We start from the raw sequence: 25,598 nt of genomic DNA, 5'->3' as shown, positions 1-25,598 counted from the left end.
GCGAAATGGCTCCACCCGAACGAGGCCCACCCCGTCGACCTCCCGGGATTCATTCGCCCTTGTGGCATGACCACGCACCGCATCCGGAGAAGCACCATGTCCCGTAAATCGATCTCGAACAAAACCAGCCTTGGCCTGGCCGCCGTCGCCCTGATCGGCGGCTTGAACCTGACTGCGTCCGCCTTCGCCGTGGAGGCACTGCCCCAGGGCTACCAGTTGGCCTCTGCGGAAAAAGCCGGGGAAGGTAAGTGTGGTGAAGGCAAATGCGGTGGCAGCGAGGCGGCCAGCACGACCACCAAGGCCACCACGGCCGAGGGCAAGTGTGGCGAAGGCAAATGCGGCGCCAGCGAGGCGGCCAGCACGACCACCAAGGCCACCACCGCCGAGGGCAAGTGCGGTGAAGGCAAGTGTGGCGACGCCTCCTTCGCGCGCACCGACACCGACGATGACGGGCGGGTTTCGCTCAAGGAACTGTTGACCGTGGCGCCCAATGGCGGTGTGGAGTTCCAGGCGATGGACACCAACAAGGACGGCTTCCTCTCCGAGGGCGAGGTCTACACCTACAGGACCAACCAGTACATCGCCAACGGCAAGAAAGTCCCCACGGAGCTGTTCACTCGGTTGAGCCAGGCCAAGGAGTGAGCTTGATCCGCGAGCTGTCATCCTCCCGGCGCCCCTGGCCCGGGAGGGCACCCTGAACCCTGGAGGTCACCCATGACCGCTACGCCCAACCTGCAGGGCGCAGGTCTCGGATTGCGCCGTGCCCTGATGCCCGAACTGCTGGCGATGGACGCCACTGCCGTGGATTTTCTCGAGTGCGCCCCGGACAACTGGATCGCTGTCGGCGGCCACTATGGCGAAGGCCTTGCCCGCCTTGCCGAGCGCTTCCCGCTGTCGTGCCACGGTCTGTCGCTGTCGTTGGGAGGCCCGGCACCGCTGGACCGCGGCCTGTTGCGCCGAACCCGGCAGTTCCTCGATCGCCATGACGTGGCGCTGTTCAGCGAACACCTGAGCTACAGCGCCGATGACGGCCAGCTTTACGACCTGTTGCCGCTGCCCTTCACCGAGGAAGCGGTACGGCATGTCGCCGCACGCATTCGCCAGGGCCAGGATGCCCTGGGGCGGCGCATTGCGGTGGAGAACATCTCGTACTACGCCGCGCCCTACCAGGCCCTGAGCGAGATCGACTTCCTCTGTGCGGTGCTGGAGGAGGCCGACTGCGATTTGCTGCTGGACGTCAACAACCTCTTCGTCAATGCGATCAACCACGGCTACGACACCTCCCGCTACCTCGCCGCGCTGCCGGCGCAACGGGTGGTCTACCTGCACGTGGCCGGTCATTACGACGAGGCGCCTGACCTGAAGATCGATACCCACGGCGCTTCGGTCAAGGCTGATGTCTGGAACTTGCTGGATCAGGCCTACCAACGTTTTGGCCCATTGCCGACCTTGTTGGAGCGGGATTTCAACTTCCCGCCGCTGGGCGAATTGCTGGCCGAAGTCGAAGCGATTCGCTGGCGCCAACGCAGCGCCGCGACCCTGCCGGAGGTGCGCAATGCCTGAAACCTTGCACGAACAATTAATGCGCATGGCCAGCCATGTACGCGACCCGCAGCGCCACGCACCGCCGCCGGGCATCGAGGCCCGCCGCCTGGCTGTGTATCGGCAGCTGTTCTTCGGCAATGTCGAGTCGCTGCTGGCCGGCAGTTTTCCCGTGATCCGCGCAAGCCTCGGCACGCTGCGCTGGCGGGCACTGGTTGAGGCCTTTTATGCCGACTACCGAAGTCACACGCCACTGTTCACCGAACTGGGCGGCGAGTTCGTCGCCTTCCTCGAGCAGGGCGTGAAGGTTGGGCACCCAATGCCACTTTGGCTTGCGGAACTTGCGCATTACGAATGGGTGGAGGGTGTATTGCTGCTCAGCGACAGCAGCGACCCGCCGCATGATCCCGAGGGCGATCTGCTCGAAGGCATTCCCCTGCTGTCGCCCCTGGCCTGGCCACTGGCCTACCGATGGCCGGTGAGCGACATCGGTCCTGACTACCAGCCGCACGAAGCACCCGCACAACCGACCCTGCTGCTGGTCCGGCGCGATGCCGACCTGAGGGTGCGTTTCTCGCGCCTGGCGCCCTTGGCCCATGCGCTGCTGGCGTCGCTTCAAGCGCATCACTGGGCCGGCCGCCAGCACCTGGAGCGCCTGTCCGAGGCTGTCGCTGTCGACAGTGCGACCCTTTTGCCGCAGGGCCTGGCCCTGCTGGAAAACCTGCGCGCGCAGGGTGTGCTGCTCGGCACCCGGGCCTGACGCGTATAACGACGCCGGATCCCCGGCATTTGTACCTCCCTGAGGAGAAATGTGATGACCGCAGTACTGGAAAAGACGCTCTACACGGGGCGAACCCGTACCTCTGGTGGCCGTGATGGCAACGGTGTGTCTTCCGATGGCTGGCTGAAGCTGCGCCTGAGCCCGCCCGGGTCAGGGCGCCCAGGCACCAACCCCGAGCAATTGTTGGGCGTTGGCTGGTCGGCCTGCTTCATCGGTGCCATGCGCCGTGCCGGTCAGGCGCTGGCGATCCGCGTACCCGAGGATGTGGCCGTGGCTGCCGATATATCGCTGGGCAATACCCACGACGGTGGCTTTGCCCTGGCGGCCCGGTTGACCGTTGAGCTGCCGGGGCTGGAGACGGCGGACAAGGCCCGCCTGGTGGAGGCTGCTCACCAGTTGTGTCCTTACTCCAAGGCCACTCGCGGGAATATTGAAGTGACGTTCGATATTCCTTGAGTGGTATCTGGTCCTTAAAATCGCGCACCTTTGCTGGTGCGCGTTTTTTTTGGGGGGTTGTGTGCTTATCCATTTCTTGCGGCGATGCTGCCGGCGCCTTCCGCCTTTACGGCGGGTCCCTTTTGTCTTGGCAAAAGGAACCAAAACCGCTTGCTCCTGCATCCGGCCCTACGCTGCGGCGCCTCCTGAAGTCGCGGTCGGCGGTGCTTGAACTTGCGTGTATGAAGAGCAAGAGCGGGTTGGTAGTCGCTTTGCGAGCGGGCTTGTCCTGCGATGCTGTTCTGGCTGCGCCAGCCTCTGCTTTCGAAGATGCGTCAGTGCAGGCGCCGCCCGTAACTTCGCGACTTCAGGAGGCCGAGTGGAGGTGTCTGGAGGGGGCAGGTGCGCAGCACCCTTCGGCGCAACCGAAGAACGCGAGCCGTAGACTTGGCGAAGCAAGTCGTAGGCCGCGATGCCCCTGGAAGACACCGCAGCAAGGGAACCCGAAGCGGAGCGTAGGGCCGTATGTAGGAGCAGGCGGTTTTGCCTACTTTTTCCAAGAAAAAAGTAGGCCGCCGTAAAGGCGGAAGGGGCCGGCAGCATCGCCGCAGGGAATGGATAAGCTCGCACCCAAGCCCAAGCCCAAGGACCCTATCCCCCGGAACCCCGTGAAGAACTTTTTAGGGTCGTGACTTTCTGAAGAGGCAATTACACAACGGACCCGTCAGGTGTTCTTACGCAGCAGCGCATCCAGGCTAAGGTGCCCAGCCCCCCTGAACAGCAGGGGGAGCGCCGCGACCAGGTAGATCAGCGGCAGCTTGTAGTTGCCAAAGCCTTTGTCGGTGATGGCGTAACCCCTGGCCAATTCGGCCAGGCTCGACCAATGAGCCGGCCAGTGCACGGCCGCAATGGCCACCAGGGTCACCACGATCAGCGCCAGGGTCGCCAGGCGCGTGCCGAGACCTAGCAACAACAGCACAGGCGCAATCAGCTCGACCCACATCGAAAGCTGCCAGTTCAGGTTGGCCGGAAGCTGGTCGAAGGGAAACGGAAACGCGCCCTGGATCTGCTCGAACCAGTTTTCGCCATTCCATTTTTCCAGGCCGGATTCGAAGAACTCCCAGGCCAGGAACAGGCGCAGCGGTACGTCGGCGCCCCAGGCGCCGAGGCGGTCGAGCTGCCTGAAACTGTGCTTGATCGGGGTGAGGGCGAAGGTGATGGCGCGGGTCATGGGAAGTGTCCTCTGAAGTGGGTGCATCCGGCACGCTACTGTCGGTGACGCTATGGTCCCAGCAGGGTTTGTCTCGAATGTGTCTGCCACGGGCCGCTGTGTATCCCTGTGTACGACGCTCGCCTACCGTTTCACCTCCAGCCCTGTCCCGCCGCTGTGGTGGTGGAGGGTGTCGATAGCGAGGCGTCGTTCTCAGCGGTCTGTTGCCCCAGGACTGAGGTGCTGCCGATCAGGGCGTCAGTCGTTCGACCAACGCCCGGCCATGGCCGGGTAGGCTGGCGAAGTCCCGGGCGCACAGCAGCAACTGGCGCCGGGCCCAGGGTTCTTGCAGTGCGACCCGGTGCAAGGCCGGCAGACCGTGCCAGCGCCGGGTCGCTGCCAGTGGCACCACGCCCAATCCGGCGCCGTGGGCGACCATGCGCATGACCCCGTCGAACCCTTCGGCCCGCACCCGCACCTGCATGCGCCTTCCTGAGTGCAGTGCCTGTTCTTCCAGGTGCAGGGCCAGGGCGCTGTCGGCGGACAGGCCGACGTAGCCATGGTCGAGGGTGTCGGCGAAACGCAGGTCGGCGCGTGTGGCGAGTGGATGCGCCGTGGGCATGATCAGCACCAGCGGATCGTCACGAAAGGGCAGGGTCTGCAGGTGCTCGCTGGTGACGGCGGTGGACAGGATGCCGATGTCCGCCGCGCCCTGGGTGATGGCCTGGACGATGCGCAGGCTGGGTAGCTCCTGGATGTCGAGGGTAATGGCCGGATAGTCGGCGAGAAAGCCTGCGAGCAGTTCGGGCAGGTACTCGCTCAAGGCGGCGGTGTTGCACAGCAGGCGCACCTGGCCCTGCAGGCCCTGGGCGTACTGGGCCAGGTCGAATTGCAGGCGCTCGACCTGCTGGCCGATCAGCCGCGCATGTTGCAGCAGGGCCTGGCCGGCCGGGGTGGCCTGCACGCCGCGGCGATTGCGTTCGAGCAAGGGGATGCCGAGGGTGGCTTCCATGGCGCGGATCCGGGCACTGGCAGCGGGCAGCGACAGGTGGCTGCGCTGGGCCCCGGCGGTGATGTTGCCGCAGGCCAGGGTGTGCTGGAACAGTCGCAGGTCGATCAGATCAAAATGCATGAGCCTCTGTCCTTGCAAGAGTCTGGCTCAGTATATGGCAGATTTTCACGCCGCCTCGTTGCGTGCAGCATGGGCGCATGACGACCTTATTCAGTTTTTACCAGGGTATCGGGCCAGTGCTGTCGCTGCTGGTGGTGCTGACCTTCTTGCTGGCGGGCGCGGTGAAGGGCGTGATCGGCCTGGGCCTGCCGACCATTGCCATGGGCCTGCTCGGCCTGGCTATGTCCCCAGCGCAGGCTGCAGCCCTGCTGATCGTGCCTTCGACCTTGACCAACCTCTGGCAACTGGCCGCCGGCGGCCATCTGTTCACCTTGCTGCGGCGCCTGTGGCCGATGCTGGCCATGATCTTTCTTGGCACCTTGCTTGGCAGTGTCTGGCTGGGAATAAACAGCGGGCAGTGGGCGGTACGTGCCCTGGGTGGAGCACTGCTGGTGTATGCGCTTTATGGGCTGTACGGCCCGGCGTTCAGGCTGGCGCCAGGGCGGGAGCGCTGGCTGGGGCCCCTATGCGGCCTGGTCACCGGAGTGGTGACTGCCGCAACCGGGGTGTTCGTGATTCCGGCGGTGCCCTACCTGCAGAGCCTGGGCCTGGGCCGTGAGCAACTGGTCCAGGCCCTGGGCCTGTCGTTCACCGTCTCGACCCTGGCACTGGCCCTGGGGTTGGCCGGGCAGGATGCACTGGGCGGCGAGGCACTGGGTGCCTCATTGCTGGTGCTGGTGCCGGCCCTGCTGGGCATGTTCATGGGCCAGTGGTTGCGTCAGCGCATCAGCGCCGTGCTGTTCAAGCGCTGTTTTTTCATCGGCCTGGGCCTGCTCGGCACACACCTGTTGTTCAACGGCTAGCCGAGGACGGGCTGAGCATCTCGATCAACTGGATATCGAAGTCGCGCTCCAGGTAGTCCATGCGCCGCTCGAAGAACTGCTGCATGTGCGGCAGGGCCGAATGCGTGTCCAGCGCCGCCTTGCTCGCCCAGATCTCGTAGAACACGAACAGGCTCGGGTCTTCCTTGTCGCGCAGCATGTGGTACTCGATGCAGCCGGGTTCGGCGCGGCTCGGTTCGACGTAGGCGCGAAACAGCGCCTCGAAGGCCTCGGCTTGTTCAGGGCGTGTCTTGGCTTTGAGGATGAAGCCGTAGGGTTCGCTCATGAGGTCGACCTCTGGTGGGGATGGCGGTGATTTTATTTCAATAATGTCTGTGTGATTCGTGCTTATTGGTCAAAAGCCTTTTGCCCGGGCGCTGGTTTTTCCAGTGCCTGGCACCCCGTAACCTTGCCGCCATTCCCCTTCACCCGGTCCCCGGCGCCAGGCGCTACACAGGATCGAACGACAGCTGAGGCACGTGATGAAAAAGATTCTGTTGCTCAATGGTGGCAAAAAATTCGCCCACTCCGACGGCCGCTTGAACGAGACCCTGCACGAGGCCGCCCTGGCGTTCCTCGACCGCGCCGGTTTCGACCTCAAGACCACCTACATCGATGGCGGCTACGACAACGCCGAAGAAGTGGAGAAATTCCTCTGGGCCGACGTGATCATCTACCAGATGCCCGGCTGGTGGATGGGCGCGCCCTGGACGGTCAAGCAGTACCTGGACGAAGTCTTCACCGCCGGCCACGGCAGCCTCTACGCCAACGACGGCCGGACCCGCTCCGACGCCTCGCAGAAGTACGGCAGCGGTGGCCTGATCCAGGGCAAGCAGTACATGCTCTCGCTGACCTGGAACGCGCCGCAGCAGGCCTTTGACGACCCCAGCGACTTCTTCGAAGGCAAGGGCGTGGATGCGGTCTACTTCCCGTTCCACAAGGCCAACCAGTTCCTCGGCATGAGCGGTTTGCCGACCTACCTCGCGGTGGACGTGATGAAGCGCCCGAACGTCGAGGCCGCGGTTGCCGCCTATGAGCAGCACCTGGCCCGGGTTTTCCAGATCCAGGTCTGATGAAACCTTGCGCTGGCCGCGCCAAGCGGCTATCTATCTCGGCTGTCGCTCACCCCGGGGTACAGCCGTGAAAGCCAGGTCCGATGAATTGCAGGTGTTCGTCTCGGTGATCGAGTGCGGCTCGATTTCCGCCGCCGCCGAGCAGGGCGGGCAGACGCCTTCGGCGATCAGCCGCACGTTGTCGCGCCTGGAAGCCAAGCTGGGCACCACCTTGCTCAACCGTACCACCCGGCGCATGGACCTGACCGAAGAAGGGCGGTTCTTCTTCGAACGGGCCAAGTCGATCCTGCAGCAGATGGATGACCTGGAAGAGCATCTGTCGCTGCATCACCAGACGCCTTCCGGGCGCTTGCGTATCAACGCCGCCTCACCCTTCATGCTGCACGCCATCGTGCCCTGGGTGGGTGAGTTTCGCGCGCTGTATCCGCAGATCCAGCTTGAGCTCAACACCAACGACCTGATCATCGACCTGATCGAGCAGAGCACCGATGTCGCCATCCGCATCGGCGAGCTGGCCGACTCCAGCCTGCACGCCCGTTCGCTGGGCTGCAGCCCGTTGAATATCCTGGCCAGCCCCGCGTACCTGGCGCGTCACGGTACGCCAGAGCGGGTCGAGGACCTGCAAGGGCATTCGCTGCTCGGTTTCACCCAGACCGAAACCCTCAACCACTGGCCGTTGCGCCATGCCGAGGGCGACCGCCTGCTGATCCGCCCGAGCCTGGCGGCGTCCAGCGGCGATACCCTGCGCGAGCTGGCCCTGGCCGGCGAGGGCATCGTATGCCTGTCGCATTTCATGACCCATGACGATATCCGCGCCGGGCGCCTGCAGGTGGTGCTGCCCGAACACAACAGTGGCTATCGCCAACCGATCAATGCGGTGTACTACCGCAACTCGCAACTGGCCTTGCGCATCCAGTGCTTTCTCGACTTCATCCAGCACAAGCTGGCGGTCTACGCCTGCTGAGCGCTCCGGCTGCGACAGGACCTGCCTGTCAGCGGCGAATTTTCCTGTGGTGTTTGATAACTCGTCTGACTTCAGCCTTAATGGCTGTTCAACGAAAACAACACCAAGGAAGTTCTCATGCGCGTTGTGATGTTCCGAACCTTGAGCCTGAGCGCCGCGATAATCGCCAGTTCATCGGCCTACGCCGTGACCCTGGACGGTGGCGCGGTCGCCGCCCCCGATCAATATGGTGCACAGGTAGCCGCCGAAATCCTCAAGAAGGGCGGTAATGCGGTAGATGCTGCCGTCGCCACGGCCTTCACCCTGGCGGTGACCTACCCCGAAGCCGGCAACATCGGCGGGGGCGGCTTCATGACCCTGTACATGGACGGCAAACCCTACTTTCTCGACTACCGCGAAGTCGCGCCCAAGGCTGCCAGTCGCAACATGTACCTGGACGAGAAAGGCGAGATCATCGAGAACCTGAGCCTGGTCGGCGCCCGTGCCGCCGGTGTGCCAGGAACGGTGATGGGCTTGTGGGAGGCGCATCAGAAATTCGGCAAGCTGCCCTGGTCGGAACTGATCACCCCGGCGGTAGGCTATGCGAAGAACGGCTTCAAGATCGCCGCCAAGCAGTACCAGTACCGCGAGGACGCCCTGGGACTGTTCAAGGACAGCACCAACTTCAATGACTACTTCGGCACCATGAAAGTCGGCGAGACCTTCAAGCAGCCGGAGCTGGCGCAGACCCTGGAGCGCATCGCCGACAAGGGCGTGAGCGAGTTCTACCAGGGCAAGACCGCCGACCTGCTGGTGGCCCAGATGCAGGCCGACAAGGGCCTGATCAGCAAGGACGACCTCAAGGACTACAAGGCGGTGTGGCGCGAGCCGATGGGCATCGAATGGCGCGGCAATGTGGTCTACACCGCACCGCTGCCAAGCTCCGGCGGCGTGGCCCTGGCCCAGCTGCTGGGTATCAAGGAAAACCGCGCGGCCGACTTCAAGGGCGTCGAGCTGAACTCGGCCCGCTACATCCACCTGCTGGCGGAAATCGAGAAGCGGGTGTTCGCCGACCGTGCCGACTACCTGGGTGACCCGGCGTTCTCCAAGGTGCCGGTGGACAAGCTGATCGCCAAGGACTACATCGCCAAGCGCGCCCAGGAGGTCAACCCGAACGCCATCTCCGAAACCGAGAAAGTGCGCCCGGGCCTGGAACCGCACCAGACCACCCACTTCTCTATCGTCGACAAGCAGGGTAACGCGGTCAGCAATACCTACACCCTGAACTGGGACTACGGCAGCGGCGTGGTGGTCAAGGGCGCGGGCTTCCTGCTCAACGACGAGATGGACGACTTCAGTTCCAAACCGGGCGTGGCCAACGCCTTCGGCGTGGTCGGTGGCGATGCCAACGCCATCGAGCCGGGCAAGCGCATGCTGTCTTCGATGGCCCCGACCCTGGTCACCCGTGACGGCAAGGTCACCCTGGTGCTCGGTACGCCAGGTGGTTCGCGGATCTTCACCTCGATCTTCCAGGTGCTGAACAACCTGTACGACTACAATCTGCCGCTGGAAAAAGCCGTGGCGGCGCAGCGGGTGCATCACCAGTTGCTGCCCAAGGACACCATCTACTTCGACGCTTATGCACCGCTGACCGGCAAGGTCGCCGACGAGCTGAAGAAGATGGGCTACATCCTTGAGGACCAGGGCTGGGAGATGGGGGACATCCAGGCGATCCGGGTCAATGGCGCGGCGCTGGAGACAGCTTCCGATCCGCGTGGGCGCGGGGTGGGGCAGGTCGTCAAGTAAGGGGTGAAGTCATCGCCGGCTTCGCCAGCTCCCACAGGTCCGGGGTGAAATCCGGACCTGTGGGAGCCGGCATAGCCGGCGATGGCTGCCAAGCAACCCCTTCGCCAGGGAGGGTCAGACGCGGAAGTGGCTGACCATGGTCTGCAACTGATTACCCAGGCGCGCCAGTTCAACACTGGACGCCGCGGTTTCATCGCTGGCCGCGGCCGTCTGTTCCGATACATCGCGCACATTGATGATGCTGCGGCTGATCTGCTCGGCCACCGCGCTTTGCTGTTCGGCGGCCGCGGCGATCTGCTGGTTCATCGACTGGATGTTCGACACTGTGCGGGTGATGCTCTCCAGTGAGGCACCGGCCTTGCGGGTCAGCTCGACGCTGCTGTCGGTCAGGTTGCGACTGCCAAGCATCACATTGGCCACTTGCTGGGTACCGCTCTGCAGGCCGGCCACCAGCTCTTCGATCTCTTCGGTGGACTTCTGGGTGCGCTGGGCCAAGCCGCGTACCTCGTCGGCGACCACGGCGAAACCACGTCCGGCTTCGCCGGCACGCGCCGCTTCGATAGCCGCGTTCAGCGCCAGCAGGTTGGTCTGCTCGGCGACCGACTTGATGACGTCCATGACACTGCCGATCTTCTGGCTTTCCTGCTGCAGCAGGCCCATGGCCTCGGTGGAGCGGTGCACTTCTTCCGCCAGGCGTTCAATCTGGCTGATCGCCTCGGCAACTACCTGGTCACCGGCACGGGCCTGCGTGTCGGCATCGGTGGCGGCAGCGGAGGCATGCTCGGCGTTGCGCGCGACTTCCTGCACGGTGGCGGCCATTTCGTGCATGGCGGTGGCAACCTGATCGGTCTCGACTTTCTGGCTGTTGACCCCGGCGCTGGTTTCCTCGGTCACCGCCGACAGCTCTTCGGCGGCGCTGGCGATCTGGGTGACGCCATCGCGGATACCGCTGATCAGGTCGCGCAGGGTAGAGCCCATGCGCTGGATGCCCTGCTGCAGCACGCCCAGTTCGTCACGGCGGGTGACGCGCAGGTCGTGGGTCAGGTCGCCCGAGGCGATCTTCTCAACCACAGCCAGGGTGTCGCGCAACGGACGGGTGATCTGGCGAGTGATGATCACCGCGGCCAGCACGCCGACCAGCAGCGCCAGCAGGGTGGCGGTCAGTTGCAGGGTACGGGCCTGGGCACTTTCGCTGTCGCGGCGTTCAAGCTGGATCTTGTACAGCGTGTCACTGATCTTGACGATGCTGGCGCCCTGTACGGTCATTTCCTGGCGCGCGACGGCGATGTCGGCAGTGGAGTCGCGGAACTGGCGCACGGCATCGCGGTAGGCCAGCACGGCGCTTTCGAACTGCTTGATGCGTGCTGCTTCGCCCGGCATCTGGCGATTCAGGTTGGCGATTTCGGCCAGGACGGCATCGAGCTGGCGCAGCGCCAGTTGTTCGGACTCGCTGCTGGTGTCGGCGATGTAGCTGCGCACCGCCAGGCGCACCAGGAACAGTTGTTCCTTGGCCTGGGTGACGGTGCGGAACTGCTCCAGGCGGCTGGCGCTACCTTCAGGCAGGGCGAGGATGTCGCGGTTGATCGCCTCGATCAGTTCGATGGCGCGCGAGGCGGCCAGGTTCATCCCGTCGCGAGCGGCGAGGCTTGCCTTGTAGCCGCTGCGCATCTTGTTGATCGACACCTGGTAGGCGTCGATGACCTGGCCCAGCTCCTGGAGCAACTTGACGTTTTCCGGGCTCTTGAAGGTCTTGAGCAGCTTCTGCTGCTGTTCACTGAAGGCGTTGAGCTTGACCTGCACGGTGCCGGCGGCGGCATCGTCGCCGTTGGTCAGCATGTACTGCAGGCGGGTGATGCGCAGGTTGGTCAGGTCGCTGTTGAGCTGGGTGATGTCGCTCATCCAGTTACTGCGATCGATCAGCCCGCCCATGCTGTTCCAGCCGGTGAGGGCCAGCAGGCTGGTGAGCAGTAGCACCAGGCCGAAGCCCAGGCCGAGTTTCAGGTTGACGCTGATGTTGGCAAACCAGCTGTTCATGCAATCCTCCAGGAACGTAGTGCGTCGTTATCCATATCGCTGGAAGATTGTTGTTCTTGATGGCCAGCTGATGTACGTGAGCACGGGTTATCGGCGGCCCGGCCCGTAGCTGAAACGCTTTTTCAGCAAAAAATGATCAGCGGTCGTAACCGGGCTTTTCCACGGCAGGCCACGAAGGCTGCCGTGGGCTGGCAGGAGGGATTACAAGGCGCGGGCGGTGAAGGTGTCGCACTGGTTGATGTCGCCCTTGGCAAAGCCGGTCTTGAACCAGCGCACACGCTGCTGCGAGGTGCCGTGGGTGAAGGAGTCGGGCACCACCCGGCCCTGGCCCTTCTGTTGCAGGCGGTCATCGCCGATGGCGTTGGCGGCGTTCAGGGCTTCTTCGATATCGCCCGGTTCCAGCCAGTTCAGGCGTTGTTGCGCCTGGTAGGCCCAGACCCCGGCCAGACAGTCGGCCTGCAATTCCTGGCGCACCAACAGGCCGTTGTCGCCCTCCATGCGCTCGCCACGCTGGCGTGCGGCCTGGACCTTGGCCGAGACACCGAGCAGCGTCTGCACGTGGTGGCCGACTTCGTGGGCGATGACGTAGGCCTGGGCGAAGTCGCCGGCAGCGGCGAAGCGTTGCTCCATTTCGCGGAAGAACGTCATGTCCAGGTAGACCTTCTGGTCGGCCGGGCAATAGAAGGGGCCCACCGCCGAGGAGGCGAAGCCGCAAGCCGAATTGATCTGGCCGCTGAACAGGGTCAGGGTCGGGTCTTTGTACTGACGCCCGCCCTGGGCGAAGATCGCCCGCCAGGTGTCTTCGGTGTCGCCCAGGATCGACGCGACGAATTCGGCCTGTTCGTCGTTGACTGGCGGCGCCTTGCCTGTACCGGTGCTGACCGGCGCGCTTTGCTGGCCCATCTGCCCGGTCAGTTGGCCAAGGATCTGCAACGGGTCTTGGCCGGTGATCCAGCCGATACCGACGATCAACAGGATCGCACCGATGCTCAGGCCCTTGCCACCGCCGAAGCGCATGCCGCCACCGCCCTCGCCACGGGCATCGACCACATTGTCGCTACGCCTGCCTTTTCGCCATTGCATGAGTGCTCTCCCGAGCCTGGAAACATGAGCTAAAAGATTAGTTCACCCACGGTCGCTCCGTCAGATTACTGAAGATTGGATAACCATTTGGTTATGTATCGGTGGTTTCTTTTCAATATTCACCCGGCCCTGCATACCCGAAACTGCAACCTCGCCTGCCACGCCCAGGCCCCACCATAATTCCAAGACAGGAGAACGGCATGTCTGCACAAGACACCAGTCGCTTCGCTATCCGTGATCGCAACTGGCACCCCAAGGCCTTTACCCCGGATTACAAAACCTCCATCGCCCGTTCCCCGCGCCAAGCACTGGTGAGCATTCCCCAGTCGATCAGCGAAAGCACCGGCCCGGACTTCTCCCACTTGAAGTTCGGCCCCAACGACCATGACCTGTTGCTCAATTTCAACAACGGCGGGCTGCCGATCGGTGAGCGGATCATCGTTGCCGGCCGTGTCTGCGACCAGTATGGCAAGCCGATCCCGCACACCCTGGTGGAAATCTGGCAAGCCAACGCCGGTGGCCGTTACCGGCACAAGAACGACCGCTATCTGGCACCGCTGGACCCCAACTTCGGCGGCGTGGGCAGGGCCCTGACCGACAGCGAGGGCTACTACAGCTTCCGCACCATCAAGCCGGGCCCGTACCCATGGCGCAATGGTCCGAACGACTGGCGTCCGGCGCATATCCACGTGTCGATCAGCGGCCCGTCGATTGCCACGCGCTTGATCACCCAGCTGTATTTCGAAGGCGATCCGTTGATCCCGATGTGCCCGATCGTCAAGTCGATTGCCAACCCCGAGGCGATCCAGAGCCTGATCGCCCGCCTGGACATGAGCAATGCCAACCCCATGGATTGCCTGGCCTATCGCTTCGACATCGTGTTGCGCGGCCAGCGCAAGACCCACTTCGAAAACCGCTGAGGAGGTGACCATGCCTATTCAATTGCTGCCGGAAACCCCTTCGCAGACCGCCGGCCCTTACGTGCACATCGGCCTGGCCCTGGAGGCCGCCGGCAACCCGACCCGTGACCAGGAAATCTGGAACCGCCTGGCCCGCCAGGATGCGCCGGGCGAGCACATCCTGGTGTTCGGTAATGTCTATGACGGCAACGGCCACCTGGTGCGCGATTCGTTCCTGGAGTTCTGGCAGGCCGACCACGCAGGTCAGTACCAGAGTGATTTCGACCTGGAGCGGCCGTTCAACAGCTTCGGTCGCACGGCCACCACCTTCGACAGCGGTGAGTGGACCCTGCACACGGTCAAGCCGGGTGTGGTGCGCAATGCGGCGGGCGTGCCGATGGCGCCGCATATCAACGTCAGCTTGTTTGCCCGTGGCATTAACATCCACCTGCAGACCCGCCTGTATTTCGATGACGAGGCCCAGGCCAATGCCCAGTGCCCGGTACTCAACCTGATCGAGCAGCCGCAACGGCGCGAGACGCTGGTGGCGACCCGCTGCGAGGTGGATGGCAAGCTGGCCTATCGCTTCGACATCCGTATCCAGGGTGAGGGCGAGACGGTGTTCTTCGACTTCTGATTGCAGTGTGGCGATCGCGGGGCAAGTCGGGTCGCGATCATTCGTAGTCCGTCACCCCGGCGATATGCCGCCCGGCGATGTAGCCAAAGGTTGCCGCCGGTCCCAGGTTGATCCCGCCCGCCGGGTAATGCCCGCCCATGATGCTGGCCATGTCGGTACCCGCTGCATATAGCCCGGCAATGGGCTGGCGCTGGCTGTCGAGCACCTGTGCATGTTCGTTGGTCCTGAGTCCGGCGAAGGTGCCAAAGCAGCCAGGCTCGACTTTCACGGCATAGAAGGGTCCTTGCTCGATCGGTGCCACACAGGGGTTGGGTCCGTGCAAGGCGTCGCCCTGTTTGCGGTTGTAGGGCGTTGAGCCCCGACCGAACAGCGGGTCTTCGCCGTGACGGGCGTGCCGGTTGTATTCGCTGACCGTCGCACTCAAACCTTGCGGGTCGATGCCGCAGGCCCGGGCCAGGGCTTCGAGTGTGGCGCCGGTCTTCAGGTAGCCGGAATTGATGAACGGCTGCAGCGGTAGCGGAAACGGACGGGACATGCCCAGGCCGTAACGGCGCTGGAAGGCATGGCTGCAGATCAACCAGGATTCGACGGTATCCCCCGGCGCATGGGCAACCATGGCGCTGACATAGTCGTAGTAACCGTTGGCTTCATTGACGAAGCGCTTGCCGTTGGCGAGCACGCCGATGATGCCGGGCTTGCCACGCTCGATGATGTGTGGGAAATGGCCCACCGTGCCGTCACTGTGCGGCACCCGCGAGACCGGCGCCCAGGCCACCGGGCTGTGCAGGTCGTCGGCCACCTGGCCACCAACGCTCTCGCCCAGGCGCAGGCCGTCGCCGTTGACGCCCAGCGGCGGCAGGGCCAGGTGTTCACGGCCGGTGGGCGTACGCGGGAACAGTGCCTTGCGCCGCTCGATGTCATTGGCAAAGCCACCTGCCGCCAGGACGACGGCCTTGCGTGCATGGATGGCGATGGGGCCGCGGGCGGTGTCGATGATGGCGCCGCATACCCGGCCTTGCTCCTCGATCAGCGACCGGGCCGGTGCCGACTCCCACAACAGCACGCCCAGGTCTTCTGCCGATTTGGCCAGGCGCGCCACCAGTGCCACGCCGTTGACCAGTTGCATGGCCCGGCCATGAATGGCCAGGTCCAGCAAGTGGCGGCTGAAACGCTTGGTCACGTGCAACAATGAACGCCAGGAGCGGGTCAGGGTGAGGAAGGCGGTGAGGTCGTTGCCGGCCATGATCGGCATGCCCATGAATGAGGTTTCACGCAGGGTCTTGCGCAGGCGCTTGAGCAGCTTGCCGGCTTCCCGACCGTTGTAGGGTGCGGCGATCACCGAGCGTCCACCCGTGCCGGCGCCCGGGGTGTCGCCGTGAATATCGGCAATGCCGTTACCATCGGCGAACTGCAGCGTGGTGTGCCGTTCGAAGAACGACACCATGCGCGGCGCCGCTTCCAGAAAGGCATCGATCAGCGGCCCGTCGAAGCGTTCACCCAGTTCATGCTCCAGATAGGTGCGCGGCACCGAGCGCTCTTCGATGATCCCGGCCCGTTGTGCCAGCGGATTGCAGGGCACCCACATCCAGCCCCCGGACCAGGCGGTGGCGCCGCCGAACACCGCGTCTTTCTCCACGACGATGACCTTCTGCCCGTGCCAGGCGGCGGTTACGGCGGCGGACAGGCCGGCAGCGCCGGAACCGATGACCAGCACATCACAATCCAGGGGGGAGGGCGTAGGGGTATCGGCAACCATGGGCGGAGTCTCCTCGAACAATGGGTTTTGTTATATTCTGGAACTTGATTCCATATTCTATGTTTCGAGTGACGCCTCGGCCAAGCGCCCAGGTGACAAAGTGGGCGAAGATCGGACAGTGATTTGCGCTTTGCCCGTGGCTCTTTAGAATCGGCAAAATTTTCAGGGACCGTGACCATGGCCGGCAGTCAGATAGAACGTGCGTTCAGCCTCGTTGAACGCCTCACCAGCGAGCCCCGGGGCGTTGCCCTGCAAACCCTGGCCGAAGAGCTCCAGATCCCCAAGAGCGCGACCCATCGCATGCTCGCCGAGCTGATGCGCCTGGGGTATGTGCGGCAGAACCCGGAAAGCAGCCGCTATCACTTGAGCACCCGTCTGGTGGCCATGGGCTTTCGCTACCTGGCCAGCAGTGGCGCCGACATCGTCCAGCCGATCCTTGATCAACTGGCTCGGCAAACCGGCGAACTGGTGCGCCTGGGGGTGATCGAGGGTGACCGCCAGACCTGGATCGCCAAGGCTCAGGGCGCCCGTTCGGGGCTGCGCTACGACCCGGACATGGGCCGCGATGCACCGCTGTTCTATACCGCTTCCGGGCATGCCTGGCTGTCGAGCCTGAGCGATGCCCAGGCCCTGGTGCTGGTGGAACGCCAGGGCATCGCCCGGCGGGAAGACTTCGGGCCCAACGCCCCGGCCTCCAATGCCGAATTGCTCGAACGCCTGCGCCTGGCCCGGGAACATGGTTACGCCTGGGTGGTGGAAAGCTCGGCGGTGGGCACCTCGGCACTGGCGGCGGTGGTCCGTCATCCGCTGGACGGGCATGCGGTCGCGGTACTCAGCGTGGCCGGACCCAGCGCGCGGATGAGCGAAGCGCGCATGCACGAGTTGGCGCCGGTGCTGCTGGCGGCCGCGGCGGAGTTGTCGGCGGCGAGCCCGGCCTCTGAACTGTTTGCCTGAACCCATCGCCGGCTCTGCCGGCTCCCACACAGACAGTTGCTCCCGCTGTGGGAGCTGGCGTAGCCGGCGATGGGTACAACACCGTCGCCTGTTCAGGGCTTTTTTTTAGCTTGCATTGAAATTGGAACTAAGTTCTAAATATTACAAAACAAGCTGAGATCGTCCCCATGAGTCAACCTGTCTTGTCCCTGGCCGCCTTGACCGTCCTCGAGCTCTCCCCCGAAGACATGGTCGAAGTCGCCGCTCGCGCCGGCTACAGCCATGTCGGCCTGCGCCTGGAACCGGCCACGCCCGAGGAGCATCACTTTCCCCTGGTGACCGATGCCGACCTGCGCCGTCGTACCGCCGCCCGCCTGCGCGACACCGGGATCCGGGTGCTGGATGTGGAAATCCTGCGGCTGAAGGCCGAAACCCGCGTCGCCGACTTCGAGGCGCTGCTGGCCGTGGGCGCCGGGTTCGGCGCAAGTGAACTGCTGGTGGCCGGCAACGACCACGACGAGCAACGCCTGACGGAAAACTTCGCCGCCCTGTGCGATCTGGCCGGGCAATACGGCCTGCATCCGCACCTGGAGTTCATGCCCTGGACCGACGCCAGGAACCTTGACCAGGCCCTGCGTATCGTCGAGGCGGCCGGGCGTGACAACGGGTGCGTTCTGGTCGATGCCTTCCATTTCGACCGATCGGCGTCGTCACTGGAGCAACTGCGCCGGGTCGCCCCTTCACGCCTGCGATATGCTCAGCTGTGCGATGTGGCAGGACCACGGCCCGACGACATGGCCGAGATCTTGCGTCAGGCACGTAACGAGCGGCGTTTTCCCGGTGACGGCGATTGCGACCTGGCGGGGCTGCTGGGCAGCCTGCCGGCGTCGATCCCCCTGAGCCTGGAAATCCCCACGCGACACTTGTATGAACAGGGTGTCAGCGCCCTGCAGCGGGCCCGGATGGCCCTTGAAAAGACCCGTCAGCTGCTGATGCAGCACTAACTCGCGAGCCGATTGCATGCCCCGTCCCACAGCGCTTACCCAGTCCAGCCAGCCACTGCGGGGCATTCTGCTGGTGGTGCTGGCGACTTTCCTGTTCGCCAGCCACGATGCCCTGTCCAAGTACCTGGCCGGTTTCTATCCGATTCTCTGGGTGGTCTGGGCCCGCTACCTGGTGCATACCCTGCTGATGATGGCGATCTTCCTGCCGCAATCGGGCCTGCGCGTGTTGCGTACCCGTCGGCCCGGCCTGCAGGCATTGCGCGCGCTGTGCCTGCTGGGTACCAGCCTGCTGTTCACCACGGCCTTGCAGTACATTCCGCTCGCCGAAGCGACGGCGGTCAACTTCCTCGCACCTTTGCTGGTGACGGCGCTGTCGCTGCCGCTGCTGGGCGAGAAGGTGACCCGTGGCCAGTGGGTGGCGGTGTTGGTGAGTTTCGTCGGGGTGACGGTGATCATCCATCCCGGGGGCGCGCTGTTCAAACCGGCGGTGTTGTTGCCCTTCGGCTCGGCGCTGTGTTTCTGCTTCTACCAGTTGCTCACCCGCAAGCTCAGCGGCACCGACAGCCCGACCACCAGTAACTTCTTCACCGGTCTGCTCAATACGCTGGTGATGAGCGCCATCGTGCCGATGTTCTGGCAGACCCCGAGCCTGGTGCACGGCCTGATGGCAGTGGCGCTGGGCACCTGCGGGATGACTGCGCACCTGTTCCTGACCCAGGCGTTCCGCCATGCCCCGCCGGCCATGCTGGCGCCGTTCAGTTATTGTCAGATCGTGTTTGCCGGGATACTCGGGCTGGTGCTGTTCGGACACAGCCCGGACATGGCCGGGCTGGTCGGTATTGCGCTGATCTGCCTCAGCGGGCTGGGCGCTGCCTGGTTGCAGCGCAAGCCCTAGGCTTTGACTTCAGGCACCTTGCGCGGGGCCATCAGGTACATCCACACCAGGGCGATGAAGTACATGGCCGGGATCATGGTGAACAGCAGGGTGTAGTTGTTGTGGGTGGTGGTCAGGATGTAGCCCACCAACTGGGTCATGAACATCCCGCCGATGGCTGCGCACATGCCGCCGAAACCGAACACCGTGCTCATCATGTGCTTGGGCGTGTAGTCCATCACCAGGCTCCAGATGTTGGCGGTCCAGGCCTGGTGCGCGGCGATCGCCAGGGAGATGGCCAGTACCGCGACCCACAGGCTGCTGGCGCCGGCGGCGAAGATCACGCTGATGATGGTCGAGGCGAACAGCAGCATTGACAGCAGGCGCGCCTTGACCGGGGCCATGCCGCGGCCGATCAGGAACGACGAGAGAATCCCGCCCCCGACGCTGCCGAAGTCGGCACAGACGTAGATGACGATCAGCGGAATGCCCATCTGGGTCACGCTGATGCCCAGGCTGTATTGCTGGTTGAGGAACGGTGGCAACCAGTACAGGTAGAACCAGAACACCGGCGCGGTGATCGAGTAGGCCAGGGCGAAGGCCCAGGTGCCGCGCATGCGCAGGATCCGCGAGAACGGCACGCGGGTCTGTTCCGGTTCCACTTCGCTCTGCACGTAGGCCAGTTCTTCCTTGCTGACGGTCGGATGGTTCTCCGGGTTGAAATACTTCAAGCCCCAGAACACCACCCACACCAGGCCCAGCGCGGCCATGCCCAGGAACGCGGCCTGCCAGCCCCAGATGGTGAGCACCAGTGGCAGCAACATGGGCGTGAACATGGCACCGACGTTGGTCCCGGCATTGAAGATGCCAGTGGCCACCGCCCGCTCGCCGGCCGGGAACCACAGGCGGGTGGTCTTGACGCAGGCCGGGTAGTTGGCCGCTTCGGTCAGGCCAAGAATGAAGCGACAGACCATGAAGCCCACCGCCGAGGTGGCCAGGCCATGGGCGCCGGTGGCCAGGCTCCAGAGCAGCACGGCGCAGAAGAACACGCGCTTGACGCCGATCCGGTCGATCAACCGGCCCTGCAGGACGAAGCCGATGGCATAGCCGACCTGGAACCAGAAGTTGATGTTGGCGTAATCCATCGCCGTCCAGCTCATTTCCTTGGCCAGGATCGGCTGCATGACGCCCAGGGCGGCGCGGTCGATGTAGTTGAGGGTGGTGGCGAAGAACACCAGGGCCAGCATGACCCAACGGGTCTTGCCGACAGCCATGGCGCCACGGATTTTGTCGCCTATGCCGGCGTGCGGGGTGTTGGCCAGCGGCTGGGCCATGCGGGTGCTGTGCGAATGGATCATGGGAGGGGTACCCGTTTTTATGTTTATGGGTCGAGCCTTGGGTCACGCAACGCTCAGGACGCCGGGGTGGTCGGCTGTCGTGTCAATGGCAGGGGTCGATGGGCTTTTGGCCGTTCGAGCAACACTGCCCGGTGTCGAAATGGTGCGCCTGTGGTCAAAAAAGGGTCAATTCGTTAAGCGCTATTATGGGCGATAATCGAACACAAAACTAACCAGTTAGTACCTTTTCAATTGAGCAAATTTTGTTCGCCGCCAATAATCACAGCATCCGGGTTTTGCCTGCCCATCGGAGCCAGAAAAATGCAGCGTTCGATTGCCACCGTGTCCTTGAGCGGTACCTTGCCTGAAAAACTCGAAGCCATTGCCGCGGCCGGCTTCGAGGGTGTCGAGATCTTCGAGAATGACTTGCTCTATTACGCCGGCAGCCCGCGGGAAATCCGCCAGCGCTGCGCCGACCTGGGCCTGGCAATTACCCTGTTCCAGCCGTTTCGCGACTTCGAGGGCTGCCGCCGGGATCGCCTGGCGCGCAACCTCGACCGCGCCGAGCGCAAGTTCGACCTGATGCAGGAGCTGGGCACCGATCTGGTGCTGGTGTGCAGCAACGTCGCCGCCGATGCCATTGGCGAGCGCCAGGTGCTGGTCGACGACCTGCGCCTGCTGGCCGAGCGCGCCGGCGCCCGCGACCTGCGCATCGGTTACGAGGCCCTGGCCTGGGGCCGGCATGTGAACACCTGGGAGCAGGTCTGGGACATCGTCCAGGCCGCCGACCACCGCAGCCTCGGGATGATCCTCGACAGCTTCCACACCTTGTCGCTCAAGGGCGACCCACGGGGCATCGCCCAGGTCCCTGGCGACAAGATCTTCTTCGTGCAGATGGCCGACGCGCCGCTGCTGGCCATGGATGTACTGGAGTGGAGCCGACATTTTCGCTGCTTCCCGGGGCAGGGCGAATTCGACCTGGCGGGCTTCCTTGCGCCGATCCTGGCCAGCGGCTATGACGGGCCCTTGTCGCTGGAGATCTTCAACGACGGTTTCCGCGCTGCACCGCCCCGGGCCAATGCCGCCGACGGCCTGCGTTCGCTGCTGTACCTGGAGGAGAAGACCCGCCAGCGACTCGAACAGCAGCATGTGTCGCTGGCGCAGGACGAACTGCTGTTCGCGCCACCGGCGGCCAGTGCCTATGACGGCATCGAGTTTCTCGAATTCGCCGTAGACGACGCCCTGGGGGCCAAGCTGGGCAACTGGCTGGAGCGCCTGGGCTTCACCCGTGCCGGCACACACCGGTCGAAGAACGTCAGCTTGCTGCGCCAGGGCGACATCAACCTGATCCTCAATGCCGAACCTTATTCCTTTGCCCACAACTTCTTCGAGAGTCATGGCCCTTCGCTGTGCGCCACGGCTATCCGGGTCAAGGACAGCGCCCAGGCCCTGGCCCGTGCGGTGGCCTACCAGGGGCAACCCTATCGCGGCCTGGTCGGGCCCAACGAACGTGAACTGGCGGCGGTGCGCGCACCGGACGGCAGCCTGATCTACCTGGTCGACCAGGACGCCGAAGGCCGGACCATCTACGACACCGATTTCAGCCTGCAGCAGGCGCCAGGCAACAGCCTGGGGCTCACGCGCATCGATCACATGGCCCTGGCCTTGCCGGCCGACGGCCTGGACAGCTGGGCGCTGTTCTACAAGAGCGTGCTGGATTTCACCGCCGACGACGAAGTGGTGCTGCCCGACCCCTATGGCCTGGTCAAGAGCCGGGCGCTGCGCAGCCGTTGCAGCTCGATCCGCCTGCCGCTGAACATCTCGGAAAACCGCAACACCGCCATTGCCCATGCGCTGTCGCATTACCGTGGCTCGGGTGTGCACCACATCGCCTTCGATTGCGCCGACATCTTCGCCGCCGTCAAGCAGGCCAAGGAGTCCGGCGTGGCCTTGCTGGACATTCCGCTGAACTACTACGACGACCTGGCGGCACGCTTCGATTTCAACGACGAGTTCCTGAGCGAACTGGCCTACTACAACGTGCTCTACGACCGCGACGCCCAGGGCGGCGAGCTGTTCCACGTGTACACCGAGCCGTTCGAGGAGCGCTTCTTCTTCGAGATCATCCAGCGGCGCAATGGCTACAGCGGTTATGGCGCGGCCAACGTGGCCGTGCGCCTGGCCGCCATGGCCAAGGCGCGGGGCGGGGCGCCGGCGCAGGCGCGTTTGTAGGCAGGCTTTCTTCCTCATGTCCCGGGGCTCATAATCACCGGGTTAACCGTTGGCCAAGAGTCCCGTATGACGACTACCCCAGCACTTGGCGCAGTGCCCGAACCGGCAGTGCGCAAGGGCCGCAAGAACAACCCGGAAAAGACCCGCGAGAACATCCTCCAGGCGGCGATCAGCGAGTTCGTCCAGCAGGGCCTGGCCGGTGCCCGGGTCGATGCCATCGCCGAGCGCACCCATACCTCCAAGCGCATGATCTACTACTACTTCAACAGCAAGGAGCAGTTGTATGTAGAGGTGCTGGAGAAGCTCTACGGTGATATCCGCAGCACCGAAAGCAGCCTGCACCTGGCCGAGCTCGAACCACGCCAGGGCATACGCCGGCTGGTGGAGTTCACCTTCGACCACCATGACCGCAATGTCGATTTCGTGCGCATCGTCTGCAACGAGAACATGCACCATGGCGAGTATGTGAAGCGCTCCTCGGCCATCCGCTCGATGAACAAGACCGTGTTGATGGCGCTGGATGAATTGCTCAAGCGCGGGGCCGACGAGGGTGTGTTCCGCCAGGGGCTGGAGGCGCTGGATGTGCACCTGTTGATCAGTTCGTTCTGTTTCTACCGGGTCTCGAACCGGCACACCTTTGGCGAGATCTTCCAGGTGGAGTTCGAGGACAAGGCGATCAAGGCGCGTCATCGCGAGATGATCTGCGAGTCGGTGTTGCGTTACCTGCAGGCCTGATTGATTGCCATCGCGGGGCAAGCCCGCTCCTACGTGTTTGTAGGAGCGGGCTTGCCCCGCGATGCTTTTCAGGCCCCCATACGGCCGAAATGCGCCAGCATCCGCGCAGCATCCGCTTCGTGCCCGCTGAACAGTTCAAACGCCTTCACCGCCTGGAACACCGCCATGTTCGACCCGTCCAGGGTACGACAGCCCAGTGCCCGCGCCTCACGCAACAGCTCGGTTTCCAGCGGAAAATAGACGATCTCCGCTACCCACATCTGTGCCCGCAGCAAGCCCTTGGGCACCGGCATTCCCGGCAGTTTGGCCATGCCCATGGGCGTGGTGTTCACCAGCCCGTCGGCGCTCGCCAGGGCGCTTTCCAGCGCATGCCCGACGCGGGCACGGGTGCCGTCGAAGTGTGCGTTGAGGTTATCCACCAACGCCTGGGCACGGGCCGGCTCGACATCGAATACCGTCAGTTGCCCGACCCCTTCGGCCAGCAGCGCGTGGGCCACCGCCGCTCCGGCACCGCCTGCGCCCATTTGCACCACCTGGTTGCGCGGCGCGTCGGCCAGGCCCCGGCGAAAACCTTCGGCAAAGCCCAGGCAGTCGGTGTTGTGGCCGATGCGCTTGCCGTCCTTGAGCACCACGGTATTGACCGCACCAATGCCCCGGGCTTCGTCCGAGAGCTCGTCGAGCAGCGGCAGGATCGCCTGTTTGCACGGGAAGGTGATGTTCAGGCCGGTGTAGCCCATGGTCTCGGCGGCGGTCAGCAATTGCTCCAAGGCACTGCTGTCGAGCTTGAGCTGGTCCAGGTCGATCAGCCGGTACAGGTAGGTCAGGCCCTGGGCACGACCTTCATGTTCGTGCAGCGCCGGGGTGCGCGAGGCCTGGATGCCTGCGCCGATCAGGCCGGCGAGGATGCCGGGGGAGGGGGCCGGATTCATCGGATAACTCCAGTGTTGTTCTTGAAAGGAAGCATCCGTTGAAAATGTACCGTTTGGTTAATTTGGTCAATCGGTGGGGACCGCCCCGGGTGCTTTTCTGTGCGCTGATCGCACACCCTGTGCTACACCTGTTGATCGGCACCTGATCACGGAGCAAGACATGGCATTGCCGTTCAACGATTCGCAGCTGATGGGGGAAACCTGGCCTGGCCTGGCCAACCTCACCCAGTCGATCCTCGCCGCCCTGGGGGGCCAGGGTTTTCGCAACAGTTTCCGGCTCGACCGCTCGCAGGCCACCTGCCTGCTGTTGATCGATGGGCTGGGCTGGAACCTGTTGCAGGAGCATGCCCGGCACGCGCCGTTCCTGGCTTCGTTGGTGCAGCCGGACTCCCACTTTCGCGTGGGCTTCCCGGCGACCACCGCCACCAGCCTGGCGTCCGTGGCCTCCGGCCTGGGCAGTGGCGCCCATGGCATCGTCGGTTGCAGCTTTGCCCTGGATGCGCACAGTGAGCTGTCGCCGCTGTCCTGGACCACCGCCGCACTGCAGGCCGATGTAGAACCCGTCGCCGCACCGACGCCCGGGTCGTTCATCGTGCCCCCCGATGCCTGGAGCCAGGCCTGCGAACAGGGGATTGCCATCAGCACGGTAATGCTCGGTCGCTACGCCGGTTCCGCGTTCAGCCAGGCGATCTACAAGGCCGGGCGGATACTCCCGGCACCGGCCTATGACGCCTACCCCGAATTGATCAACGCAGCGCTTGCCACCTCGGCGCCAGCGTTGTGTTTTGCCTATTTCGGCGACCTGGATTTTGCCGGGCACCTGTTCGGGCCAGGCTCGGAAGGTTGGCTCAAGCAACTGGAAATCGCCGACCAACTGGCGTTGAGCATTGCCCGCCAGCTACCGGAGCAGGTGCAACTGATGGTGATTGCCGACCACGGCATGCTGGCGCTGGACAGCTCCCGGGTGCGTGATTTCGATCTTGATCCGGTCTTGCAGGAGGGAGTGCGCGCCATCGCTGGCGATATCCGTGCGCGCTACCTGTATGTGCCGACACAACAGGACCGGGTGCATGAGCGTTGGCAGAACCGGCTGGGTGATGATTACCGGGTGCTGTCCAAGGCCCAGGCCATAGCTGCCGGGTTGTTTGGTGATGTGTTGTTGAGCCAGGCCGAGGCGCGGATCGGTGACCTGATCGTGGTGCCGACCGGTGCCGGCGGGATCATTCGCAGCGAGGTGGAGAAGCACGCCAGCCAGTGGCGTGGGCACCACGGAGCGTTGACCGATGAGGATCAGTTGGTGCCGTTGTTGATGATCGCGGGGCAAGCCCGCTCCTACGGGGTGTAGGAGCGGGCTTGCCCCGCG

At 64.1% G+C, this 25,598-nt stretch carries 24 protein-coding genes; 16 read left to right on the top strand and 8 right to left on the bottom strand.

Annotated features, from left to right (window positions below):
• Nucleotides 1–96: 96 nt before the first annotated feature.
• From ACIQUS_RS06845 to ACIQUS_RS06830, 4 genes are all read left to right on the top strand, one after another.
• A complete protein-coding gene (locus ACIQUS_RS06845) occupies nucleotides 97–642 on the top strand; it encodes a hypothetical protein (RefSeq protein WP_403044562.1) in 546 nt (181 codons plus the stop codon).
• A 72-nt stretch (nucleotides 643–714) separates the two neighbouring features.
• Nucleotides 715–1,563 carry a DUF692 domain-containing protein gene (locus ACIQUS_RS06840; RefSeq protein WP_403044560.1) on the top strand — a complete coding sequence of 283 codons (849 nt, stop codon included), beginning with the start codon at nucleotides 715–717 and terminating at the stop codon, nucleotides 1,561–1,563.
• Entirely contained in the window at nucleotides 1,556–2,302 is a 747-nt protein-coding gene (locus ACIQUS_RS06835) for a DUF2063 domain-containing protein (RefSeq protein WP_403044557.1), read from the top strand. The genes ACIQUS_RS06840 and ACIQUS_RS06835 overlap by 8 nt, the downstream gene beginning before the upstream one ends.
• A gap of 54 nt (nucleotides 2,303–2,356) precedes the next feature.
• Entirely contained in the window at nucleotides 2,357–2,779 is a 423-nt protein-coding gene (locus ACIQUS_RS06830; protein ID WP_403044555.1) for an organic hydroperoxide resistance protein, read from the top strand.
• Nucleotides 2,780–3,482: 703 nt separating this feature from the next.
• Here ACIQUS_RS06830 and ACIQUS_RS06825 read toward each other — a convergent pair.
• Both ACIQUS_RS06825 and ACIQUS_RS06820 read right to left on the bottom strand, forming a co-directional pair.
• The gene (locus tag ACIQUS_RS06825; protein ID WP_403044553.1) at nucleotides 3,483–3,989 is read right to left on the bottom strand and encodes a DoxX family protein; all 507 of its coding nucleotides are present in this window, start codon (nucleotides 3,987–3,989) and stop codon (nucleotides 3,483–3,485) included.
• Between the two features lie 229 nt (nucleotides 3,990–4,218).
• Nucleotides 4,219–5,100, bottom strand: a complete 882-nt coding sequence (locus ACIQUS_RS06820) for a LysR substrate-binding domain-containing protein (protein WP_403044550.1) — start codon at nucleotides 5,098–5,100, stop codon at nucleotides 4,219–4,221.
• Between the two features lie 77 nt (nucleotides 5,101–5,177).
• Between ACIQUS_RS06820 and ACIQUS_RS06815 the strand changes: the two genes are divergently transcribed.
• The gene (locus tag ACIQUS_RS06815; RefSeq protein WP_403044547.1) at nucleotides 5,178–5,942 is read left to right on the top strand and encodes a sulfite exporter TauE/SafE family protein; all 765 of its coding nucleotides are present in this window, start codon (nucleotides 5,178–5,180) and stop codon (nucleotides 5,940–5,942) included.
• On the opposite strand, the gene ACIQUS_RS06810 is transcribed toward ACIQUS_RS06815, so the two are convergent.
• Entirely contained in the window at nucleotides 5,932–6,246 is a 315-nt protein-coding gene (locus ACIQUS_RS06810; protein WP_403044544.1) for a putative quinol monooxygenase, read from the bottom strand. The genes ACIQUS_RS06815 and ACIQUS_RS06810 overlap by 11 nt on opposite strands.
• 196 nt (nucleotides 6,247–6,442) lie before the next feature.
• On the opposite strand from ACIQUS_RS06810, the gene ACIQUS_RS06805 reads away from it, so the two are divergent.
• From ACIQUS_RS06805 to ggt, 3 genes are all read left to right on the top strand, one after another.
• Nucleotides 6,443–7,033: an NAD(P)H-dependent oxidoreductase gene (locus tag ACIQUS_RS06805; RefSeq protein WP_403044541.1), complete on the top strand. Its 591-nt coding sequence runs from the start codon at nucleotides 6,443–6,445 to the stop codon at nucleotides 7,031–7,033.
• 67 nt (nucleotides 7,034–7,100) lie between these two features.
• On the top strand, nucleotides 7,101–7,997 hold the full coding sequence (locus ACIQUS_RS06800; RefSeq protein ID WP_403044539.1) for a LysR substrate-binding domain-containing protein: 897 nt from the start codon (nucleotides 7,101–7,103) through the stop codon (nucleotides 7,995–7,997).
• A gap of 117 nt (nucleotides 7,998–8,114) precedes the next feature.
• The gene (gene ggt / locus ACIQUS_RS06795) at nucleotides 8,115–9,782 is read left to right on the top strand and encodes a gamma-glutamyltransferase (RefSeq protein WP_403044536.1); all 1,668 of its coding nucleotides are present in this window, start codon (nucleotides 8,115–8,117) and stop codon (nucleotides 9,780–9,782) included.
• A 114-nt stretch (nucleotides 9,783–9,896) separates the two neighbouring features.
• Here the strand turns inward: ggt and ACIQUS_RS06790 are convergent, their stop codons facing one another.
• Together ACIQUS_RS06790 and ACIQUS_RS06785 are read right to left on the bottom strand one after the other, a co-directional pair.
• Nucleotides 9,897–11,816 carry a methyl-accepting chemotaxis protein gene (locus tag ACIQUS_RS06790; protein ID WP_403044534.1) on the bottom strand — a complete coding sequence of 640 codons (1,920 nt, stop codon included), beginning with the start codon at nucleotides 11,814–11,816 and terminating at the stop codon, nucleotides 9,897–9,899.
• A gap of 201 nt (nucleotides 11,817–12,017) precedes the next feature.
• Nucleotides 12,018–12,899 (bottom strand): neutral zinc metallopeptidase, encoded by an 882-nt coding sequence (locus ACIQUS_RS06785; protein ID WP_403044532.1) that lies wholly within the window; start codon nucleotides 12,897–12,899, stop codon nucleotides 12,018–12,020.
• 200 nt (nucleotides 12,900–13,099) lie between these two features.
• Here ACIQUS_RS06785 and pcaH point away from each other — a divergent pair, with 200 nt between their 5' ends.
• Nucleotides 13,100–13,819 (top strand): protocatechuate 3,4-dioxygenase subunit beta, encoded by a 720-nt coding sequence (pcaH, locus tag ACIQUS_RS06780; RefSeq protein WP_403044529.1) that lies wholly within the window; start codon nucleotides 13,100–13,102, stop codon nucleotides 13,817–13,819.
• 10 nt (nucleotides 13,820–13,829) lie between these two features.
• A complete protein-coding gene (gene pcaG / locus ACIQUS_RS06775) occupies nucleotides 13,830–14,435 on the top strand; it encodes a protocatechuate 3,4-dioxygenase subunit alpha (RefSeq protein ID WP_403044527.1) in 606 nt (201 codons plus the stop codon).
• Nucleotides 14,436–14,472: 37 nt separating this feature from the next.
• Here pcaG and ACIQUS_RS06770 read toward each other — a convergent pair whose 3' ends face one another.
• Nucleotides 14,473–16,191: an FAD-dependent oxidoreductase gene (locus ACIQUS_RS06770; protein ID WP_403044524.1), complete on the bottom strand. Its 1,719-nt coding sequence runs from the start codon at nucleotides 16,189–16,191 to the stop codon at nucleotides 14,473–14,475.
• 177 nt (nucleotides 16,192–16,368) lie between these two features.
• Between ACIQUS_RS06770 and ACIQUS_RS06765 the strand changes: the two genes are divergently transcribed.
• The 3 genes from ACIQUS_RS06765 (at nucleotide 16,369) to ACIQUS_RS06755 (ending at nucleotide 19,023) form a co-directional block, all read left to right on the top strand.
• Nucleotides 16,369–17,145 (top strand): IclR family transcriptional regulator, encoded by a 777-nt coding sequence (locus ACIQUS_RS06765; protein WP_403044521.1) that lies wholly within the window; start codon nucleotides 16,369–16,371, stop codon nucleotides 17,143–17,145.
• A 167-nt stretch (nucleotides 17,146–17,312) separates the two neighbouring features.
• Nucleotides 17,313–18,128 (top strand): sugar phosphate isomerase/epimerase family protein, encoded by an 816-nt coding sequence (locus tag ACIQUS_RS06760; RefSeq protein WP_403044519.1) that lies wholly within the window; start codon nucleotides 17,313–17,315, stop codon nucleotides 18,126–18,128.
• 16 nt (nucleotides 18,129–18,144) lie between these two features.
• Entirely contained in the window at nucleotides 18,145–19,023 is an 879-nt protein-coding gene (locus ACIQUS_RS06755; protein ID WP_403044516.1) for a DMT family transporter, read from the top strand.
• On the opposite strand, the gene ACIQUS_RS06750 is transcribed toward ACIQUS_RS06755, so the two are convergent.
• Nucleotides 19,020–20,360 (bottom strand): MFS transporter, encoded by a 1,341-nt coding sequence (locus ACIQUS_RS06750; protein WP_403044513.1) that lies wholly within the window; start codon nucleotides 20,358–20,360, stop codon nucleotides 19,020–19,022. The two genes, ACIQUS_RS06755 and ACIQUS_RS06750, sit on opposite strands and share 4 nt — an antisense overlap.
• A 300-nt stretch (nucleotides 20,361–20,660) precedes the next feature.
• Here ACIQUS_RS06750 and quiC point away from each other — a divergent pair, with 300 nt between their 5' ends.
• Nucleotides 20,661–22,571 (top strand): 3-dehydroshikimate dehydratase QuiC, encoded by a 1,911-nt coding sequence (quiC, locus tag ACIQUS_RS06745; protein ID WP_403044510.1) that lies wholly within the window; start codon nucleotides 20,661–20,663, stop codon nucleotides 22,569–22,571.
• A 66-nt stretch (nucleotides 22,572–22,637) separates the two neighbouring features.
• The gene (locus ACIQUS_RS06740; RefSeq protein WP_403044508.1) at nucleotides 22,638–23,306 is read left to right on the top strand and encodes a TetR/AcrR family transcriptional regulator; all 669 of its coding nucleotides are present in this window, start codon (nucleotides 22,638–22,640) and stop codon (nucleotides 23,304–23,306) included.
• 68 nt (nucleotides 23,307–23,374) lie between these two features.
• Here ACIQUS_RS06740 and ACIQUS_RS06735 read toward each other — a convergent pair whose 3' ends face one another.
• Complete coding sequence (locus ACIQUS_RS06735) at nucleotides 23,375–24,235, bottom strand: shikimate dehydrogenase (protein WP_403044505.1); 861 nt, start codon at nucleotides 24,233–24,235, stop codon at nucleotides 23,375–23,377.
• A 160-nt stretch (nucleotides 24,236–24,395) separates the two neighbouring features.
• On the opposite strand from ACIQUS_RS06735, the gene ACIQUS_RS06730 reads away from it, so the two are divergent.
• The gene (locus ACIQUS_RS06730; protein WP_403044502.1) at nucleotides 24,396–25,580 is read left to right on the top strand and encodes an alkaline phosphatase family protein; all 1,185 of its coding nucleotides are present in this window, start codon (nucleotides 24,396–24,398) and stop codon (nucleotides 25,578–25,580) included.
• The last annotated feature ends 18 nt before the right edge of the window (nucleotides 25,581–25,598 follow it).

The organism is Pseudomonas sp. NPDC090755 (genome assembly GCF_044769005.1).
GTDB lineage: Bacteria > Pseudomonadota > Gammaproteobacteria > Pseudomonadales > Pseudomonadaceae > Aquipseudomonas.
Note: the sequence above shows the minus strand (reverse complement) of the source record. Positions and strands in the feature narration are given on the sequence as shown.

What these genes read in the sequence shown, in the direction of transcription:
- quiC (WP_403044510.1), top strand. Translation starts at nt 20,661, where the DNA reads ATGCAGCGTTCGATTGCCACCGTGTCCTTGAGCGGTACCTTGCCTGAA.
- ACIQUS_RS06815 (WP_403044547.1), top strand. Translation starts at nt 5,178, where the DNA reads ATGACGACCTTATTCAGTTTTTACCAGGGTATCGGGCCAGTGCTGTCG.
- pcaG (WP_403044527.1), top strand. Translation starts at nt 13,830, where the DNA reads ATGCCTATTCAATTGCTGCCGGAAACCCCTTCGCAGACCGCCGGCCCT.
- ACIQUS_RS06835 (WP_403044557.1), top strand. Translation starts at nt 1,556, where the DNA reads ATGCCTGAAACCTTGCACGAACAATTAATGCGCATGGCCAGCCATGTA.
- ACIQUS_RS06735 (WP_403044505.1), bottom strand. Translation starts at nt 24,235, where the DNA reads ATGAATCCGGCCCCCTCCCCCGGCATCCTCGCCGGCCTGATCGGCGCA.
- ACIQUS_RS06830 (WP_403044555.1), top strand. Translation starts at nt 2,357, where the DNA reads ATGACCGCAGTACTGGAAAAGACGCTCTACACGGGGCGAACCCGTACC.
- ACIQUS_RS06755 (WP_403044516.1), top strand. Translation starts at nt 18,145, where the DNA reads ATGCCCCGTCCCACAGCGCTTACCCAGTCCAGCCAGCCACTGCGGGGC.
- ACIQUS_RS06845 (WP_403044562.1), top strand. Translation starts at nt 97, where the DNA reads ATGTCCCGTAAATCGATCTCGAACAAAACCAGCCTTGGCCTGGCCGCC.
- ACIQUS_RS06790 (WP_403044534.1), bottom strand. Translation starts at nt 11,816, where the DNA reads ATGAACAGCTGGTTTGCCAACATCAGCGTCAACCTGAAACTCGGCCTG.
- ACIQUS_RS06820 (WP_403044550.1), bottom strand. Translation starts at nt 5,100, where the DNA reads ATGCATTTTGATCTGATCGACCTGCGACTGTTCCAGCACACCCTGGCC.
- ACIQUS_RS06765 (WP_403044521.1), top strand. Translation starts at nt 16,369, where the DNA reads ATGGCCGGCAGTCAGATAGAACGTGCGTTCAGCCTCGTTGAACGCCTC.
- pcaH (WP_403044529.1), top strand. Translation starts at nt 13,100, where the DNA reads ATGTCTGCACAAGACACCAGTCGCTTCGCTATCCGTGATCGCAACTGG.
- ACIQUS_RS06770 (WP_403044524.1), bottom strand. Translation starts at nt 16,191, where the DNA reads ATGGTTGCCGATACCCCTACGCCCTCCCCCCTGGATTGTGATGTGCTG.
- ACIQUS_RS06825 (WP_403044553.1), bottom strand. Translation starts at nt 3,989, where the DNA reads ATGACCCGCGCCATCACCTTCGCCCTCACCCCGATCAAGCACAGTTTC.
- ACIQUS_RS06805 (WP_403044541.1), top strand. Translation starts at nt 6,443, where the DNA reads ATGAAAAAGATTCTGTTGCTCAATGGTGGCAAAAAATTCGCCCACTCC.
- ACIQUS_RS06760 (WP_403044519.1), top strand. Translation starts at nt 17,313, where the DNA reads ATGAGTCAACCTGTCTTGTCCCTGGCCGCCTTGACCGTCCTCGAGCTC.
- ACIQUS_RS06785 (WP_403044532.1), bottom strand. Translation starts at nt 12,899, where the DNA reads ATGCAATGGCGAAAAGGCAGGCGTAGCGACAATGTGGTCGATGCCCGT.
- ACIQUS_RS06810 (WP_403044544.1), bottom strand. Translation starts at nt 6,246, where the DNA reads ATGAGCGAACCCTACGGCTTCATCCTCAAAGCCAAGACACGCCCTGAA.
- ggt (WP_403044536.1), top strand. Translation starts at nt 8,115, where the DNA reads ATGCGCGTTGTGATGTTCCGAACCTTGAGCCTGAGCGCCGCGATAATC.
- ACIQUS_RS06840 (WP_403044560.1), top strand. Translation starts at nt 715, where the DNA reads ATGACCGCTACGCCCAACCTGCAGGGCGCAGGTCTCGGATTGCGCCGT.
- ACIQUS_RS06740 (WP_403044508.1), top strand. Translation starts at nt 22,638, where the DNA reads ATGACGACTACCCCAGCACTTGGCGCAGTGCCCGAACCGGCAGTGCGC.
- ACIQUS_RS06750 (WP_403044513.1), bottom strand. Translation starts at nt 20,360, where the DNA reads ATGATCCATTCGCACAGCACCCGCATGGCCCAGCCGCTGGCCAACACC.
- ACIQUS_RS06730 (WP_403044502.1), top strand. Translation starts at nt 24,396, where the DNA reads ATGGCATTGCCGTTCAACGATTCGCAGCTGATGGGGGAAACCTGGCCT.